This window comes from Hymenobacter guriensis (genome assembly GCF_015773195.1).
Lineage (GTDB): Bacteria > Bacteroidota > Bacteroidia > Cytophagales > Hymenobacteraceae > Hymenobacter > Hymenobacter guriensis.
In genome coordinates, this window is the sequence record NZ_JADWYK010000016.1 from 72,170 (window position 1) to 87,935 (window position 15,766).

The window sequence follows — 15,766 nt, forward strand, 5'->3', positions numbered from 1 at the left end:
GATGGTTGACGGTTATTCGCCCCGCAGGTAGTTAAGCTCGACCAAAGCCTGGCGGTAGTCGCGGATGGTGGTCAGGTAGGTATTCTGGATGGCAAAGGCCTGATTTAAGCTCAGGATGAGCTGCAGGTAGCTCACTTCCCCGGCCTGGAACAGGCGCTGGGACTGGCTGATGATGGCCCGTGACTGGGGCAGGCCGGTTTGCTCGTAATAGCCCAACGAGGCCGAGAACTTGCGCGTGTCGGCCAGGGCCTGCTGGTATTGACTGCTCAGCTCCAGGCGCTGGGCCTGCAGCTGGTAGCTGGCGGCCTGAGAGCGGGCCGTGGCGGCCTGCAGCTGGGAGCGGTAGGTCCAGAACCAGATGGGCACCGACACGCCGAATTGAAAGCGGTACTTGAGCGCGGAGTTCTCAAAGGCCTGGTTTTGATAGCCCACCGTTAGGGCCGGGGTACGGCGGGCCCGCACCAGGCTGATGCCGGACTGGCTCAGGGCCACGTTTTGCGCGGCGGCCGCCAGCGTGGGGCTGCGCACCAAGGCGCTGCTGTCTTCGGCGGGCAGGCCCGCAAGCAGGGCCGTGCCGGTCTGGGCCAGTTCCGCGCCGGTACGGCCTAGGTCGGTGCTGGTGGCCAGCGCTTCGTTGGGCCGCCCTAGCAAGAGCCCCAGGCGGCGCTGAGCGGCCTGCCTGTCGGCGGTGGCCTGCTGCAGCTGCACGGTCACCTGCCGGGCTTCGGCGTCGGTGCTGATGCGCTGCAGCGAGGTGACTTCGCCGGCCGTGAACAGGCGCTCAGTAGCTTGGCGCAGCACCCGGAACAAGCTATCCTGGTAGGTGAGCTGCCGCACCTGCGCCTCGGCGAACTGCAAACTCAAATAGGCCAGGCGAGTGTCGCGTAGCACGCTGGCCCGGCTTACGTCGCGGTTGCGCTCGGCCAGGGTGATGCCGGCCTGCGCCACACGGGACTGCTGGCGATACACGTTGGGCAGGTCGATGGTTTGCACCACGCCCGGGGCCCACATCTCGCCCGTGGGCGCCGAGAACAGAAAGTCCGGGTTGGCAGGCGCGAAAGAGCCGCGCTTGAGGGCGCGCTGCTCCTCAATCTCCCGGTCGGATTGCCGCAGCCGCGGGTGCCGGCGCAGGGTCTGGGCCTCAGCGCTGTCGAGGCCAATAACGGTTTGCGCATGCACCCCGGCCGGGCTCAAGCCGAGGAGCACCAGGGCTAGCAGCAGCAATCGGTTCGCCACGCGTGTCATTTTCAAGTACTTCATATAATCAGGTTAAAGCCGGTCAAAGGGCCGCCCACCGTTGCAGCAGCAGACGACCCAAGACGGAGAAAGGCCCGGACGCCCTGCGTCCGAAAAACAGGCTCCGCCTAGGCTTTTTTGACCAGGGCCATGCCGCACTTGGGGCAGCTGCCGGGCTTGTCGCTGGCACTGCCCTCGCACTTCATGGGGCATTCATAAGCCGCCGACACAGACTTACCAGCCTTGGCGTCGGTATCCAGCTTGTCGAAGCGCACGTTGAGGGCCTCGCTGCCGTTTTTCAGGCTCACAATGGCCGTACGGGCTTTGGCTTTCGCGGGCAGCTTGGCCACCACGTAGTCCGTGCCGCCGGCCGTCAGGGGTACCGTGATGGTTTTGTTGTTCGTGGTCTGTACCATCACCGACCCGGATAGGGTGGAGTTGGGCACGGCGGCCATCTTGTCACCGAGCAGGTAGATGCGCAGCTCGGTAGGCTGTTGCACCAGCTCCATGTGGTAGGGCTTGGCCGAACGCACCATGCCGCCGTGCGGGGCGCTGTGGGCGTGGGTTTCGCCGGGGGCAATGTGCTTGTCGGCTGCCCCCGCAGCGTGGGAATGCTGGGCCTGGGAGGCCAGCGGAGCGAGGGCGAAAAGCGCGGCGGCAACAAATGAAATTCCTAAAATCTTCATGGGGAAACTAGAAAATGGGGTTGGTGTGAAGGGGTAAGGGTGGGGGCGGGTAACGGCCGCTACCCGCCTCCCGGGATTACATCTTGTCGGCGTTCTGGTCGTGCCAAGCTTTGAAATCGGCGATTTCCTTCTGCTGGGCGTCAATCATTTTCTGGGCCATCTCCTTGAGCTTGGTGTCCTTGCCGTGAGCCAGTTCGGCCTTGGCCATGTCCACTGCGCTCTGGTGGTGCACGCTCATCATCATGTTGAAATTCATGTCCGGGTCCGCCACCATTTTGGGCATGTTCTGCATCATGCCGTCCATGGAGGCCTTCATTTTGCTGGTGAAGGGGTCGGCCGGGTCCATGGGCTTGTAATTGTTGGGGGCGGAATCCAGGCGCTCGGCAATGGGCTCCAACTCGCCGATTTCCTTCTGCTGGTCGGCCTTGATTTTCTCGGCCATCTGCTTCATGGTGGCATCCTTGCCGTCGCGCAACTCGATGTCGGCCATGGCAATGGCGCCGCGGTGGTGCTCCATCATGTGGTGGGCAAAGTCGTGGTCGGTGTTGCCCTTCATCTTCATGGCGTTCATCTTGGCCATCATGTCGTTCATCGACGCCATCAGCGGCGAGTCGCCGGCCATGCTGCCCTCGGCCATTTTGGACTGGTCCATGCCAGCCATGTCGCCGGAAGCGGTGGCATCAGTTGCGGTCGTTTCGGTGGTCGTCGCCGTGGTATCAGTGGTTTTGTCGCTGCTACAAGAGGCTACCAGCAGGGAGCCCGAGCAGAGGGCGGCGAGGAAAAAAGCGGACTTTTTCATGGTTTTTGGATTGGTTGAGGGTTGGAAAAAGGAACTGGTAAGCGGGATGAGACTTAGCTGGCAGCCGGGCCCTGCACGTTGATGGTGAAGTCGCCGGTGTGAATCTTGCCGGCGTGGTTGAACTGCAGGAAGACGCGGTAGAGGCCGGGGGCCTCGAAGTTGGTGTTGAAGCCGATGGCGGGGCCTTTGTCGGCCTGGTCGTTGGGGTGCACGTGCAGGTAGCGCTCGGTGTCTTCGCTGATGACCACCACGTGGCCCAGCGCGCCGAGGTAGTTATCCAGGTCGGTCACGGGCTGGCCGTCCTTGCTGATGGTGATTTTCATGCCCAGCAGCTGGCCGGTGTTCAGGGGCTTGTCAAACGCCAGGGTAGCCGAGTAGCCATCCTGGCTCCACTGCATGTCGTCGTTTTTGAACTTGACCGGCGTGTAGGCCGGACCCTTCACCGAAACAGGCTGGCGGCCCAGCTGGTGGCCCGAGCCCGTGGGCGTGTAGTCCTGAAACAGCACGTAGTCGCCACCCTTGGGAAAGGTGTAGGGCACTTTGTAGTTGCCCTGGGCGGTATACTCGGGGTGCTCGTGGTAGAACTGGCCCAGGTCTTTGCTGACGATGATGAGGTGAATCTTCTTCTCGTGCACCACGGCCAGCGGGACGGGGGCGGCCTCGTTGCCGACTTCCTGCGGCGTGAAAACCAGTTGCGAGGGTTGGCCGGCCGTGAGCTGCACGGGCTGCGGCTCGAACTTCATGGCGTACGACTTGCCATTGGCCACTTTATCGTTGTGCTCCAGGTTCATGCCGCACTTGGGGCACTTCTCCCCTTCCTTGGTGCTGGTCACCTCGGGGTGCATGGGGCAGGCGTAGGTGTGGCCGCTGGCGTGGTCAGCCGTGCCTTCAGCCGGCCCGTCCGTAGGCGTCGTAACGGTGTTGGTGGCGCTGCTCGACGCGGAATCGGACGAGCAGCTGGCCACAGTGAGCAGGCCGGCGACGGCCAGCAGGGAAACGGGTAAGCGAAACATAAAATGGGAATTGGGTGAGAAAAGGAGGCGCCAGCAGTGGCGACCTCGGCGGCAGCAGGAGCCGCGTTAGGCCTGCCACTGCTGCCAGAGCACGAAGACCAGTGCGGCGGCCAGCACGGCGTAGAGCAAGCCCGTGAGCAGGCGGCGTAGCGGCCCGCGGGGGGACGGGCCGGCGGCCGGTTCGCAGCAATCTTTCATTGCGGAGAAGGGTAATCCCGGAAGATGGAAGAGGAGGAAAAGCCAGCTTAGGCGGCGCGACGGGCAAACGAAAAGGCCCGCCCCGGACACAGCATAGCTGTGCCGGCGCGAGCCTTAGCGCGTCGGATTAATCAGACAGTCAGCGACTGGATGAAAATGCGGATGTCGGGTATTTTGGGTTTTAGCTGCCGGCGAGCCACCAGCAGCACGGGCCGCGTGCGGTCCCATTGTTGAAAGCGGACCACCAGGGCCAGCGGGGCCGGGGGCAATGCCACCGGCATGAATGCCATCTTCTCAATGCCGGCTTTCGGCGGATGGGCCAGCGAGGCCCACACGGCAGCGGCATCGTCCTGGCAGCAGGCTCCCTTGGAACCGTGCTTGTGCGGTGCCGGGGTTTCGCTCTCGTGGTGCTCGTGCTTGGCCGTAGCGCCGGGCTCTTTCCCATGGGAATGACCTTCCTCGTGGGAGTGCGGCGCCTTGTGCTCTTGCTTATGCTCATGGGCCAGCGTACCGGCCGGGTGCTGATGCGGCTGTCCGACGGCCGGCGCGACCGGCATGGCCAGCGCGCAGACGACCTGCCCAAAGAACACGTTGAGGAAGACCACCAGCAAGGAGGCCGCCATCGTGCGTCGGGAATGGGTCTTGAGTCGGAACATTGGTACGAAGCAACGACAAAATTATTCGAAAGGTTTGAAAGGCCCGCCATGTGCTTGCCCCCTCCCTACGGGCAGCTGGCTTCAACTACTCATCTTCTATGCCGTTGAAAATGCGGGTTTTAGTGCGGTAACCAGCTCTTTAGCCCGTCAATCAAGTCCCGGCACGAGATGCTCGTCATTCTCCAGCGCTGGAAATTTTACAAGCCTGATAGCCTAATCATATACACCCGATTCAGAAAGATGACTTGGGCCGTGAATGTTGTAAGTGCTAGGCTCAATTCTACACATCTATTGCCAACGGAAAGGAGTTTAGTTGGTGTTGATTAGGACGTCAGCGGTTTGCTGCTGCTTTGCCCTGTACCTTACTACTTATGGAAACCACTCATCATCACCATCCAGCACCGGCGGCGCCCGTGGGTCCGCCCCCGGTGCCGGCCCCTGGCACTGAAACGGCAACCCTCAACATCGAGGGCATGACCTGCGCTTCCTGCTCCAACTTTGTGGAAAAGGCCCTGAGCCGCACGCCCGGTGTCAAAAGCGCCACCGTAAACCTGGCCAGTGAAAAAGCCACTATTGAGTTCCTGCCGGGCCAGATTGACCGCGCCGGCCTCAAAGCCGCCGTCGAGCAGGCCGGCTATGGTGTACACGAAGCTAATCCGGCCGTGGCTGCCAACGTGCTGGCCTCCGACGAAGAGCTTGAGGCCCGCAAGGCCGCCGCTTACGAGAGCCTGAAGCGCCGCTTTCAGGTAGCGGTGGTGCTGGCCGTCATTGTCATGGCCTTAAGTATGCTCATGCTCTGGCCTGCCATGATGAGCCGCGTCTCGATGCCCGTCCTGAACTACGTGCTGCTGGCCCTTACCCTGCCGGTGCTGCTCTACAGCGGCCGCGAGTTCTTTATATCCGCCTGGAACGGCTTCCTGCACCGCACGGCCAGCATGGATACGCTCATTGCTGTTGGTACGGGCGCCGCGTTCCTGTACAGCCTGGCCGCGACGCTGATTCCGGACTGGTTCCGGCAGCACAACATCATGCCGGAGGTGTACTATGATACCACGGCCACCATCATTGCCCTGATTCTGCTCGGCAAGGTGCTCGAAAGCCGGGCCAAGTCCAAAACCTCGGCCGCCATCAAGGCCTTGATGGGGCTGCAAGCCAAAACCGCCCGAGTGGTGCGGGGCAGCCAGGAAATCGACGTGCCTATCGAGCAGGTGCTGGTGGGCGACGAAGTGGTAGTGCGCCCGGGCGAGAAGGTAGCTACTGACGGGATGATACTCACCGGCAGCTCGGCCGTGGACGAGAGCATGCTCACCGGCGAGAGCTTGCCGGTGGAGAAGAAGGAAGGCGACAACGTGTTCGGGGCTACCCTCAACAAGACCGGTTCCTTTCGCTTTCGCGTTAGTAAGGTGGGCGCCGAAACCATGCTGGCCCAGATTGTGAAGTTGGTAGAGGAAGCCCAGGGCAGCCGCGCGCCCATCCAGCAGCTGGCCGACAAGGTCAGCGCCGTGTTCGTGCCGGTGGTCATCATGATTGCCATTGCTACGTTCTTGCTCTGGTTTGACCTGGCCCCCGAAGCCAGCCGCGTGCCGCTGGCGCTGGTCAATTTCGTGGCCGTGCTCATCATTGCCTGCCCCTGCGCCCTTGGGCTGGCCACGCCCACGGCCATCATGGTGGGCACCGGCAAAGGCGCTGAGCACGGTGTGCTGATTCGCAACGCCGAGGCCCTGGAGAAAGCCGAGAAAGTAACCACCGTGCTGCTGGACAAAACCGGCACCATTACCCGGGGTGAGCCCGCCGTGACTGACTTTGTGCCCACCAACGGCGACACGCCCGCCCATCTGCTGCCCCTGTTGGCGGCCGTAGAACGGCAAAGCGAGCACCCCCTGGCCGAAGCAGTGGTGCGCTACGCCGATGCCCAGAATAGCGCACCGCTCACAGCCACCGCCTTTCAGGCCTACGAGGGCCGGGGCGCCGGGGCCACCGTCGACGGGCAGGTAATCCTGCTCGGCAACCGGCGCCTGCTCAGCGAAAACAACGTGGTGCTTTCCACTGATACCGAGCAAGCCGCGGCCCAACTGCTGAGCCAGGCCAAAACGGTGCTCTACGCCGCCATCGGCGGGCACGTGGCTGCCTTGATTGGGGTAGCCGATACGGTGCGTGAGTCGAGTCTGGCAGCCATTCAGGCCTTGCAGGCGGACGGCATTGAAGTAGTGATGATGACCGGCGACAATCAGCAGACGGCCGCTAAGGTGGCCGAGCAGGTCGGCATCAAGCGCTTCTTTGCCGAAGTGCTGCCGGCCGACAAAGCCAGCAAAGTGAAAGAGCTGCAGGCCGAAGGCCGGGTGGTGGCCATGGTTGGCGACGGCATCAACGACGCGCCCGCCCTGGCGCAGGCCGACATCGGCCTGGCCATGGGCGGGGGCACCGACGTGGCCATGGAAGCCGCCGGCATCACGCTCATGCGCTCGGACCTGCAGGGCGTGGTCACGGCCATCGACCTCTCCCGCCAGACCATGCGCACGATTAAGCAGAACCTGTTTTTCGCCTTCATCTACAACACGCTGGGCATTCCTATTGCGGCGGGGCTGCTGTACCCCTTCACGGGCTGGACTCTTTCCCCTATGATAGCCGCCGCGGCCATGGCCCTGAGCTCGGTGTCGGTGCTCACCAACTCACTGCGCCTGCGCGGCTATAAGGCATAGGCCTAACGCGGGGCTATTTTTTCTCCCTTTTGTTCTCGTTCTTATGGATACTTCTCAGATAATTGTGACCCTGGTGGGCGTGGGCCTGCTGGCGTTCGTGGGCTGGTTTTTCTTCCTGGCCCCGCACCGGGTGGCGGCGGCTGTGTCCTCTTCGGCGGGCGTGCAGCAGGTGGACATCGTGGTGAAGGGCGGCTACTCGCCCAACGTCATCGAGGTGGAGCACGGCAAGCCCGTGCAGCTAAATTTCTACCGCGACGAGGAAGGTACCTGCTCCGAAGAGCTGCTGCTGCCCGATTTCAACATCCGCCGGGACCTGGCGCCGTTTAAAACCACGGCCATTGAGTTTTTGCCGAAGCAAGCCGGTACCTTTGAGTTCACCTGCGGCATGCACATGCTGCGGGGGAGCCTCGTCGTTAAATAAGCGTCATGCTGCAATCCGCCACTTCGGTGTTGCCGGCCCCCGCGGCCGGGGCCACCCGTCTCTTCATTCGCAACATGGTGTGCCCCCGCTGCCTGCGGGTGGTGCAGCGCGAGCTGGAGAAGGTCGGGCTGGTGGTGGACAACGTGGCCCTGGGTGCCGCCAACGTGCGCATGGCCGATGGCAGCCCGGTGGACATGCCGGTGGTGGAGGCCGCGCTGCAGGCGTTCGGCTTCGCGCTCGTCAACGACCCGCGCGACCAGCTCGTGGAGCAGGTCAAGGCCCTGGTGGTGGAGCTCATCCACTACACCCCGGCCGAGCAGCAGCCCTATCAGACCTACTCACACTTCATCAGCGAGCGGCTGGGCCGCTCCTACGCCTACCTCTCGCATCAGTTCTCGCTGCGTGAGGGCCTGACGCTGGAGAAGTACATCATCCGCCAGAAGGTGGAGCGCGCCAAGGAGCTGCTCAGCTACCAGGACGCCAAGGTGGCCGAAGTGGCCCGCCTGCTGGGCTACAGCAGCGCGGCGCACCTGACCAACCAGTTCCGGCAGGTGACGGGCATGTCCCCGTCCGACTTCCAGGCCCTGGGCCCGGGCAGCGCGGGCCGGCTGAGCCTGCACAACTTGGCCTAAAGCTGGAAACTTTACAACGCCGGAGGGCAAATTGTGCGCATACCAGGGGGGGCTTAGTCCGTTAAGAAGCAGGAGCATTTGCTCCATCATTCCGACTAAAAATCCTTTTCCATGCCACATTCCTTCCGCCTCCCCTTGTTGGCTTCCCTGCTGGCCTTTGGTGCCCTGACTTCCTGTAAAAAGGACGACGCCGATGGCCTCATGGTGCAGCCCCACGACCAGAATGCCTTCATGACCATCATGCACGACATGAGCAAGGAGATGGACATGATGACCGCCACCATGGACCCCGACAACGACTACGCCAAGATGATGGTGATGCACCACACCGGCGCCATCAAAATGGCTCAGAAGGAGCTCAGCGACGGCGACGACGCCACCATCAAAGACATTGCCCAGAAGATGATAGCGGCGCAGCAAGCGGAAATCACGCAGTTCAACGCCTTTCTGACCAGCCACCCGGCCCATGCCCCGATGGTGATGGAATTCATGGACCGCGCCATGATGGCCATGGAAACCATGGACAAGAACAACGACCTGCGCGTGCTCACCGGCGACGCGGACCAGGACTTTGCCCAGCTCATGATTGACCACCACACCAGCGCCATCGAGATGAGCGAGGACGAACTGTCCCTGGGCCGCGAGACCACGCCCAAGACCATGGCCACCAAAATCATTGCCGACCAGCAAATGGAAATTAAAGAGCTGCAGGACTGGCTGCTTAAAAATAAGAAGTACTAGTCATCCCGCTGCATTCAGTTGAAGTGAGCGGCTCTTCGGGGCCGCTCTTTTCATTGCTTCCTCTTTTCCTTCTGTCTGCTGCCTATGGTGCACGCTCTTCTCCACTTGCTGGTGCCCGGGGTCGTGGCCCTGCTGTTTTACCGGCCCCGCTGGCGCCGGGCCTGGCTCATTTTGGCGGCGGCGCTGTTGCTGGACGTGGACCACGTGCTGGCCACGCCCATGTTCGACCCCGCTCGCTGTAGTATCAACTACCACCTGCTGCATACTTACTGGGCCATGGGCGGCTACGTGCTGATGCTCTTTCCACGGGTTACCCGCGTGTGGGGCGTGGGCTTTTTGCTGCACATGGCCCTCGATTACGCCGAGTGCTGGCAACTGGGCATCATCTGGCCGCAGTAATCAGCTGTCCAGTGCCTTGCGCTCTCTTTTCTTGCTTCTGTTCTATGGAACCTTCCGATACGCTTTCCACCGCCATGCAGCAGTTGCGCGGCCGTGGCTACACTGAGGACTTTAACCTGCGGCCCGACTGCCTGTACTGCGCGGCCCGCGACCTGCGGCTGGCGCCCGAACAGTTTAAGGTGGACGCCGTTTTTCGGTTCGAGGGGCCCTCCGACCCGGCCGACCAGTCCATCCTGTACGCCATCAGCGCCCCCGGCCTCGACCTGCGGGGCGTGCTCGTCAATGCCTACGGCGTATACGCTGACCCCCTGACCGCCGCCATGGAGGCCCAGCTGCGCCTGCCGCCCCGCTAAGGCTCCGGCCTTTTAGGTATGTTCTTTTGCCATCTCTCTGTTTCACTTACTTCCCTGCCCCATGCAGCACCAGATGCCTGAACCCCTGTTTCCCGAGTATTTGTTGTGGATTTGGTTTGCCTTGACGGCCCTGTCCGTGGCCTACGTGGCCTGGGACCTGTTTACCAGCACCCCGGAAATGAAGGTGATGAAGTGGGGCTGGGTGCTGGTGACGCTCTACACCGGGCCGGTGGGCCTGCTGGTGTACTGGTTTTCCTGCCGGGAGCCATCGCCCGGCACCCACGAACAGTTCATTGCCCCGCTTTGGAAGCAGGCGGTGGGCTCCACCATTCACTGCGCCGCCGGCGACGCCACGGGCATCATTGTAGCCGCCGCCATTACGGGCTACTTTGGTTTGAGCATGGGCGTGGACATCTGGCTGGAGTACGCCGCCGGCTTTGCCTTTGGGCTGTTCATTTTCCAGGCCCTGTTTATGAAGGACATGATGGGCCTGAGCTATGGGGAAGCAGTGCGCGAGTCGTTTCTGCCGGAGTGGATGTCGATGAACGCCATGATGGCCGGCATGCTGCCGACTATGGTCATCCTGATGACCCGGGACATGCGGGCCATGGAAGCCAATTCCCCCTGGTTTTGGGCCTCGATGTCGGCGGCTACCTTGGTGGGCGTGGTGGTTTCTTACCCAGTGAACTACTGGCTGGTAAAGAACAAGCTCAAGCACGGGATGGGGACCGAGCGAGCCCTGGGCCACGGCGGCTCGCCCTTGCCGGAAGCGGCGGCTTCCGCCCACGCGGGTCATACGATGGCTGGCATGGCCGGCATGAGCCACGGCCAGTCCGCGTCTCCTTCAGCTACCGGGCACAACATGGCCGCGATGCCGGGCATGGACATGAGCGGGGGGGCTCAGGTGTCGGGGCTGCGCAAAGCCGTGGTTACCCTGCTCACTCTGCTGATGTTGGCGGCGGGGTATTGGCTGGCGGCCCGCTACGGCGACTTAACCATGCGGCCGGGGGTACCTATGGAGGCCATGCCCGGCATGGACATGCCGGGCCACCGAATGTAAATAGCCAGCGCGGCCCCAAACGAATGATGGGACTGCGCTGGCTAAACAAATAGGTCGGACGTGTGCCTGCGGCAGCTAAGTAGCCTTTAGGCTTTTTTAACGAGGGCCATGCCGCACTTGGGGCAGCTGCCGGGCTTGTCGCTGGCCGAGCCTTCGCACTTCATGGGGCACTCATAAGCCGTGCCTGCCGCCGGGCTGGCTTTGGCGGCCGCGTCCAGCTTTTCAAACCGGGCGCTGAGCGAGCTGCCGTTGGCTTTCACACTCACGATGGCCGTGCGCAACATCGAGCCGGCGGGCAGAGCGGCCACCAAATGGTCGCCAGCGGGCGTGAGCTTTACCGTGCTGGTTTTGCCCGTTGTGCTGAGCAGCATGACGGAGCCGGTGGTGCGGTCAACGGCCAAGGAGTTTTCCTTGCCGTCGAGCAGGTACACGTGCACCTCGTTGGCGTGCTGTACCAGCTCGATGTGGTATTTGCCCGCCGTGCGCACCGTGCCTCCGTGGGGGGATTTATGGGAGTGGGTTTCACCCACAGCCTTATGGCCATGAGCGGCAGCGCCGGGTTTGTGGCTGTGCTGAGCCGAAAGAGAAAGCGGGGCGGCGAACAACGTAGCGGCCAGCAGGAAGTGCGAAATTTTCATGGGGGAAGTTGGAGGTAGGTTGTGTCCTAAAAGCCAGTAGCATGAACAGTAGTTCAACAGAAAAGAAGTGCCGGCTTAGTTGCTGGGCTGTAAACATCATTTGTGCCAAATCCGTCAAAAAAGTGGCGGCGGGACTAAATAGCTTCCCTTCAGGTATTCCCTGCGGAGCCTGTAAGTGCCCTACGGCCAAGTCTTAAATAACGCGCTTGATTGAAGCGGAACGCTATTGCGCGCTTCTGTGCATCTTAGCCGCTTTATTGGCCTTACGCTCCTTTATGTCTGCCGCTCTACCTCCTTTAATTCAGCAATACAAGGCCGATCCCGAGTCCGTTTACAACACCTGGTTCATCAACAACGAGGAACGGTTGAAGGCCTTTCGCTCCATCCGGCGCGGGGTGCAGCAGGTGGTCAAGGACATCAAGGCCGGGAGCTTCGGCAACGACTTTAAGGGCACCTCGCTCGAATTCGTGCTCAGCGTCATCAGCGAGCAAAAGCAGGTGTTTCAGGGCGCGGCCCACCCCTTCTACTGGAAGCCCAAGCTGCGCATCCCCGACATCTACGAGCACGAGGACAATAAGCGGGCCTTCGGGCAATTCCTGGAAAGCTGCCTGGCCGCCACCACCGAGCAGCAGCTGCTGCGCGAAATTGACATTCTGGACCGCCGCAAAATCAAGGGGCTGGGTCCGGCCGTGGCCAGCATCCTGTATTTCCTGCACCCGACCCTGATGCCGCCCTGCAACACGGCCATCGTCAACGGCTTTAATGCCTTGTTCGGGGAGAAAATTAAGCTGGGCTCCTGGCCGGAGTACCTGCGCATGCGCGACCGGCTGCGCGACCTCAATCAGGAGCACCGCCAGCACCTAAGCCTCGACTACGGCTCGCTGAGCGGCCTGCTCTTCGATGTGGGCGTGAAAAAGATGATTGCCGGCGACCAGCAGTTCACCACCGACGAAGAGCGCGATAAGTACCAGCAGCAGGCCCAGAAGCGCCACAAAGAGGTGCAGTCCGAAGCGCAGGAAGAAAACCAGCACACCGAGATGCAGCACCATTTGCTGCGCGTGGGCAAGGCCTTGGGCTGCGACGTGACGACGGCCATCAACGACCGCAACCGCCTCTGCGGGGGCCAGAAGCTCTCCTTCCTGTGCCTCGACCAGCACCCCGAGCTGCCCGTGTCGGCCGACGTGGCCAGCACCATCCGCCTGATTGACATCGTATGGTTTGCGCCCGGCACCAGCCGAGTTGTGGCTGCTTTCGAGGTGGAAAAGAGCACCAGCATCTACAGCGGCATCCTGCGCCTGACGGACCTGGCGTTTTCCATGCCCGAGAACGCGACGGCGTTGTACCTGGTGGTGCCCGACGCCCGCGAGAAGGAAGTGCAGGCGCAGCTCTCGCGGCCGGCCATCCGCGCCGCCGGCGCGACCATCCACTACATCTTGTTCTCGGAGCTACGCCAGCATTGCGAAGCGCTGTGCAAGTTTGGCGACTCGCCGGCCGCCATGCGCAAGATTGCGAAAAGCGTTTAGGAACCTACACTAGCTTCTCCGCTACCCAGTCCGCATACCTAGAATAGCTCCGCGCTAATCAACTTCACTAAAAACGTGCAGTTTCAAGCCCTTCCGGAAGCTACCGGAAGCTTCCGGAAGGGCTTGATATAGTTAGTAAAGGCCTCAATTGGCCGTGGTTCAGAAACCAAGCTAAAGGGTTGATAATTGGCTCATGATTGGCTCATTACGAGACAATGCAAGTTCAGTAGGAGTTATTATAGTATTAATGAACAGGCAGTTATAAGAAGGGGAATGGTCATTTGAATGGGCTCATAAAGGGCCCCGGGCTGGCCGTTGCCCATACCCGGTGAGGTGATTATTCTGACTTTACCAGTGGCCTTTCCATAGTTAAGTTCCTTAAGTAAGTCGTCATGGCATATGGCCCCAGTCAGGTAATTGATAAGTTATGCGGGGTTCAGAGTAGTGGCTTCCAAAGTTATACGACTGCTTTCTGCATAATCTACACCCAGAAAGGTGTCATTTGATGTTGTACAAACGCAACAAATAGGTTACATTTGGCCATATTTGTTGCGTTTGTACAACATGAATTGGTACGCCCTCTCTGATTTAGCCATCCTGCGCGAGCTGGGCAGCAGTCTGCGCCAGGTGCGCCTGAACCGCAACCAGTCCCAGCAGGCGGTGGCCGACGCGGCGGGCATCGACCGGGCCACGCTGAGCCAGATTGAGCACGGCCGACCCACCTCCCTGCTCACCTTCGTGCAATTGCTGCGCACGCTCGAGCAACTGGAGTTGCTGGACGCCTTGATGACGAGAGCTGAAATCAGCCCGTTGGTTATGGCCCGCATGGCTAAAAAGCAGCGCCGCAACGCCTACCCACCTACTTCCAATACCCCACCTCCGCCGCCGCCCGCTGAATGGTAGACCTCGCTTTGGTTCGCTTGTGGGGGCAGCTAGTCGGCGCCGTGCGCTGGGACGCGGCCCGGTCCCTGGCAACGTTCGCCTACGACCCCGCCTTTGTACGGACCGGCCTGAACGTGGCGCCGCTGATGATGCCCCTGCCCACCCGCGCCGACCAGGTGTACGCGTTTCCACAGCTCAACCGGGAAACCTACCACGGGCTGCCCGGCCTGCTGGCCGATGCGCTGCCCGACCGGTTCGGCAACCAGCTCATCAACGCCTGGCTGGCTACCCAGGGCCGCGACCCGGCCGACTTCTCGCCCGTGGAGCGCCTGTGCTACATCGCCAAACGCGGCATGGGAGCCCTGGAGTTTGAGCCGCAAGTAGGCAGCAGCGCGGCCGGAGCACAATCCCTGGAAATCGAAGCCTTGGTGCACCTGGCCCAGGATGTGCTCAACCAGCGCGAAGGGTTTCAAGCCAGCCTGCGCGACGAGGCCGCGGACGGCTTGGCGGCCCTGCTGGCGGTGGGCACCTCGGCCGGCGGGGCGCGGCCTAAGGCCATCATTGCCTTCAATGAAGACACCCAGGAGGTGCGCTCGGGCCAGGTGACAGCACCCGAAGGCTTCGGCTACTGGCTGCTCAAGCTCGACGGAGTGCGCGACCAAGCTTTGGCCGACCCCCAGGATTTCGGCCGGCTGGAATACGCCTACTACCTCATGGCCAGGGCCAGCGGGTTGGAAATGAGCGAGTGTCGACTGTACGAGGAAGGCCCCCGCGCCCACTTCATGACCCGACGCTTTGACCGCACGGCGGAAGGCGAAAAGGTGCACGCCCAGACGCTGTGCGCGCTGGCGCACTACGACTACAACCAGCCGGCCGCCTATTCCTACGAGCAGGCCTTCCAAGTGATGCGCACGCTGCGCCTGCCCTATACCGCGGCCGAGCAGTTCTTTCGGCGGATGGTGTTCAACGTGGTGGCCCGCAACCAAGACGACCACACCAAAAATATCTCCTTTCTCATGGACCTGGCCGGGCAGTGGCGGCTGGCCCCGGCCTATGACGTGGCTTATGCCTACCAGCCGGGCAACCGCTGGACGAGCCAGCACCAGATGTCACTGAACGGCAAGCGCGAAGGCTTTAACCGGGCCGACCTTAAGGCCGTGGCCCGGGAAATGAACATCCGCGGGGCCGACGACCTCGTGGCCGACGTGCTCACGCAGGTGGCGCGCTGGCCGGAATTTGCCGACGCGGCGGGAATGACGCCGGAACGGACTGCCGCAATCGGCAGAGCGCACCGGCAATTACAGTAAAAGGACAAAGGCCTCGCTCTTTAAGGCAAGGACCCGGTGTCGATACTACCGGTGGTAAAAGCAAAGTGCCCAACCAGAATGTGGTTGAGCACCTTGCGATTGGGGACGAGTGGTGAAATGAATTATTGTTCGATAACGTAAACCGGAACGGCCTGAGCATCGACGCCACGGCCCGTTTCTTTCTTCACCTCTTTGCCATCCAGCAGAATGGCGCAGGTGATTTCCGAGGCTGCCGTGCCCCCGTCGATGCTGGCCAGGATGGTCAGGTTGTCGCCCCGTTTCATGGTGCGCTTAAATCGGTAGCTGGCCGGAAGGGGCGTATTGTTAAGCGTCGTGTTGCCGCCGCTTTCGTTGGTGTAGCTCAGGTAATCTGATGCCGGGGCGTTTGAGATAACCTTGTATTCTACCTGGTATTCTTTCGGACCGGTGGGAGTGGCGTCATCTTTTGAGCAGCCAGCGGCCGCGGTCAGGGCTGCGTAGCTCAGCAGCAGATAGGCAAGTCGTTTCATAGTTCAGAAAGGAA

18 protein-coding genes are annotated in these 15,766 nt (G+C 61.6%); 10 read left to right on the top strand and 8 right to left on the bottom strand.

Features of this window, described 5'->3' with window-relative positions:
* Positions 1–12 precede the first annotated feature (12 nt).
* From I5L79_RS19740 to I5L79_RS19760, 6 genes are all read right to left on the bottom strand, one after another.
* Complete coding sequence (locus I5L79_RS19740; RefSeq protein ID WP_196956802.1) at positions 13–1,260, bottom strand: TolC family protein; 1,248 nt, start codon at positions 1,258–1,260, stop codon at positions 13–15.
* 104 nt (positions 1,261–1,364) lie between these two features.
* On the bottom strand, positions 1,365–1,922 hold the full coding sequence (locus tag I5L79_RS19745) for a heavy metal-binding domain-containing protein (RefSeq protein WP_196956803.1): 558 nt from the start codon (positions 1,920–1,922) through the stop codon (positions 1,365–1,367).
* Positions 1,923–1,998: 76 nt separating this feature from the next.
* A complete protein-coding gene (locus tag I5L79_RS19750) occupies positions 1,999–2,721 on the bottom strand; it encodes a DUF305 domain-containing protein (RefSeq protein WP_196956804.1) in 723 nt (240 codons plus the stop codon).
* Between the two features lie 53 nt (positions 2,722–2,774).
* The gene (locus tag I5L79_RS19755; protein WP_196956805.1) at positions 2,775–3,734 is read right to left on the bottom strand and encodes a heavy metal-binding domain-containing protein; all 960 of its coding nucleotides are present in this window, start codon (positions 3,732–3,734) and stop codon (positions 2,775–2,777) included.
* A 66-nt stretch (positions 3,735–3,800) separates the two neighbouring features.
* Positions 3,801–3,932: a hypothetical protein gene (locus tag I5L79_RS23525; RefSeq protein ID WP_262894915.1), complete on the bottom strand. Its 132-nt coding sequence runs from the start codon at positions 3,930–3,932 to the stop codon at positions 3,801–3,803.
* Between the two features lie 131 nt (positions 3,933–4,063).
* Positions 4,064–4,588: a hypothetical protein gene (locus I5L79_RS19760; RefSeq protein ID WP_196956806.1), complete on the bottom strand. Its 525-nt coding sequence runs from the start codon at positions 4,586–4,588 to the stop codon at positions 4,064–4,066.
* A 371-nt stretch (positions 4,589–4,959) separates the two neighbouring features.
* Between I5L79_RS19760 and I5L79_RS19765 the strand changes: the two genes are divergently transcribed.
* From I5L79_RS19765 to I5L79_RS19795, 7 genes are all read left to right on the top strand, one after another.
* A complete protein-coding gene (locus tag I5L79_RS19765; protein WP_196956807.1) occupies positions 4,960–7,287 on the top strand; it encodes a heavy metal translocating P-type ATPase in 2,328 nt (775 codons plus the stop codon).
* Positions 7,288–7,330: 43 nt separating this feature from the next.
* Positions 7,331–7,708, top strand: coding sequence for a cupredoxin domain-containing protein (locus I5L79_RS19770; RefSeq protein WP_196956808.1), 378 nt, complete (start codon positions 7,331–7,333; stop codon positions 7,706–7,708).
* A gap of 5 nt (positions 7,709–7,713) precedes the next feature.
* A complete protein-coding gene (locus I5L79_RS19775; protein WP_196956809.1) occupies positions 7,714–8,340 on the top strand; it encodes a helix-turn-helix domain-containing protein in 627 nt (208 codons plus the stop codon).
* Positions 8,341–8,451: 111 nt separating this feature from the next.
* The gene (locus I5L79_RS19780) at positions 8,452–9,081 is read left to right on the top strand and encodes a DUF305 domain-containing protein (protein ID WP_196956810.1); all 630 of its coding nucleotides are present in this window, start codon (positions 8,452–8,454) and stop codon (positions 9,079–9,081) included.
* 84 nt (positions 9,082–9,165) lie between these two features.
* On the top strand, positions 9,166–9,480 hold the full coding sequence (locus I5L79_RS19785; RefSeq protein ID WP_196956811.1) for a DUF6122 family protein: 315 nt from the start codon (positions 9,166–9,168) through the stop codon (positions 9,478–9,480).
* A gap of 44 nt (positions 9,481–9,524) precedes the next feature.
* Positions 9,525–9,833, top strand: a complete 309-nt coding sequence (locus I5L79_RS19790; RefSeq protein ID WP_196956812.1) for a phosphoribosylpyrophosphate synthetase — start codon at positions 9,525–9,527, stop codon at positions 9,831–9,833.
* Positions 9,834–9,894: 61 nt separating this feature from the next.
* Complete coding sequence (locus I5L79_RS19795) at positions 9,895–10,893, top strand: DUF4396 domain-containing protein (protein ID WP_231403227.1); 999 nt, start codon at positions 9,895–9,897, stop codon at positions 10,891–10,893.
* Between the two features lie 86 nt (positions 10,894–10,979).
* On the opposite strand, the gene I5L79_RS19800 is transcribed toward I5L79_RS19795, so the two are convergent.
* Positions 10,980–11,531, bottom strand: coding sequence for a heavy metal-binding domain-containing protein (locus I5L79_RS19800; protein WP_196956813.1), 552 nt, complete (start codon positions 11,529–11,531; stop codon positions 10,980–10,982).
* A 275-nt stretch (positions 11,532–11,806) separates the two neighbouring features.
* Between I5L79_RS19800 and I5L79_RS19805 the strand changes: the two genes are divergently transcribed.
* The 3 genes from I5L79_RS19805 (at position 11,807) to I5L79_RS19815 (ending at position 15,243) form a co-directional block, all read left to right on the top strand.
* A complete protein-coding gene (locus tag I5L79_RS19805; RefSeq protein ID WP_196956814.1) occupies positions 11,807–13,054 on the top strand; it encodes a hypothetical protein in 1,248 nt (415 codons plus the stop codon).
* Positions 13,055–13,618: 564 nt separating this feature from the next.
* The gene (locus I5L79_RS19810; RefSeq protein ID WP_196956815.1) at positions 13,619–13,957 is read left to right on the top strand and encodes a helix-turn-helix transcriptional regulator; all 339 of its coding nucleotides are present in this window, start codon (positions 13,619–13,621) and stop codon (positions 13,955–13,957) included.
* The gene (locus I5L79_RS19815; protein WP_196956816.1) at positions 13,951–15,243 is read left to right on the top strand and encodes a type II toxin-antitoxin system HipA family toxin; all 1,293 of its coding nucleotides are present in this window, start codon (positions 13,951–13,953) and stop codon (positions 15,241–15,243) included. Before I5L79_RS19810 ends, I5L79_RS19815 begins: the two co-directional genes overlap by 7 nt.
* A gap of 122 nt (positions 15,244–15,365) precedes the next feature.
* On the opposite strand, the gene I5L79_RS19820 is transcribed toward I5L79_RS19815, so the two are convergent.
* A complete protein-coding gene (locus I5L79_RS19820; RefSeq protein ID WP_196956817.1) occupies positions 15,366–15,752 on the bottom strand; it encodes a hypothetical protein in 387 nt (128 codons plus the stop codon).
* Between the last annotated feature and the right edge of the window lie 14 nt (positions 15,753–15,766).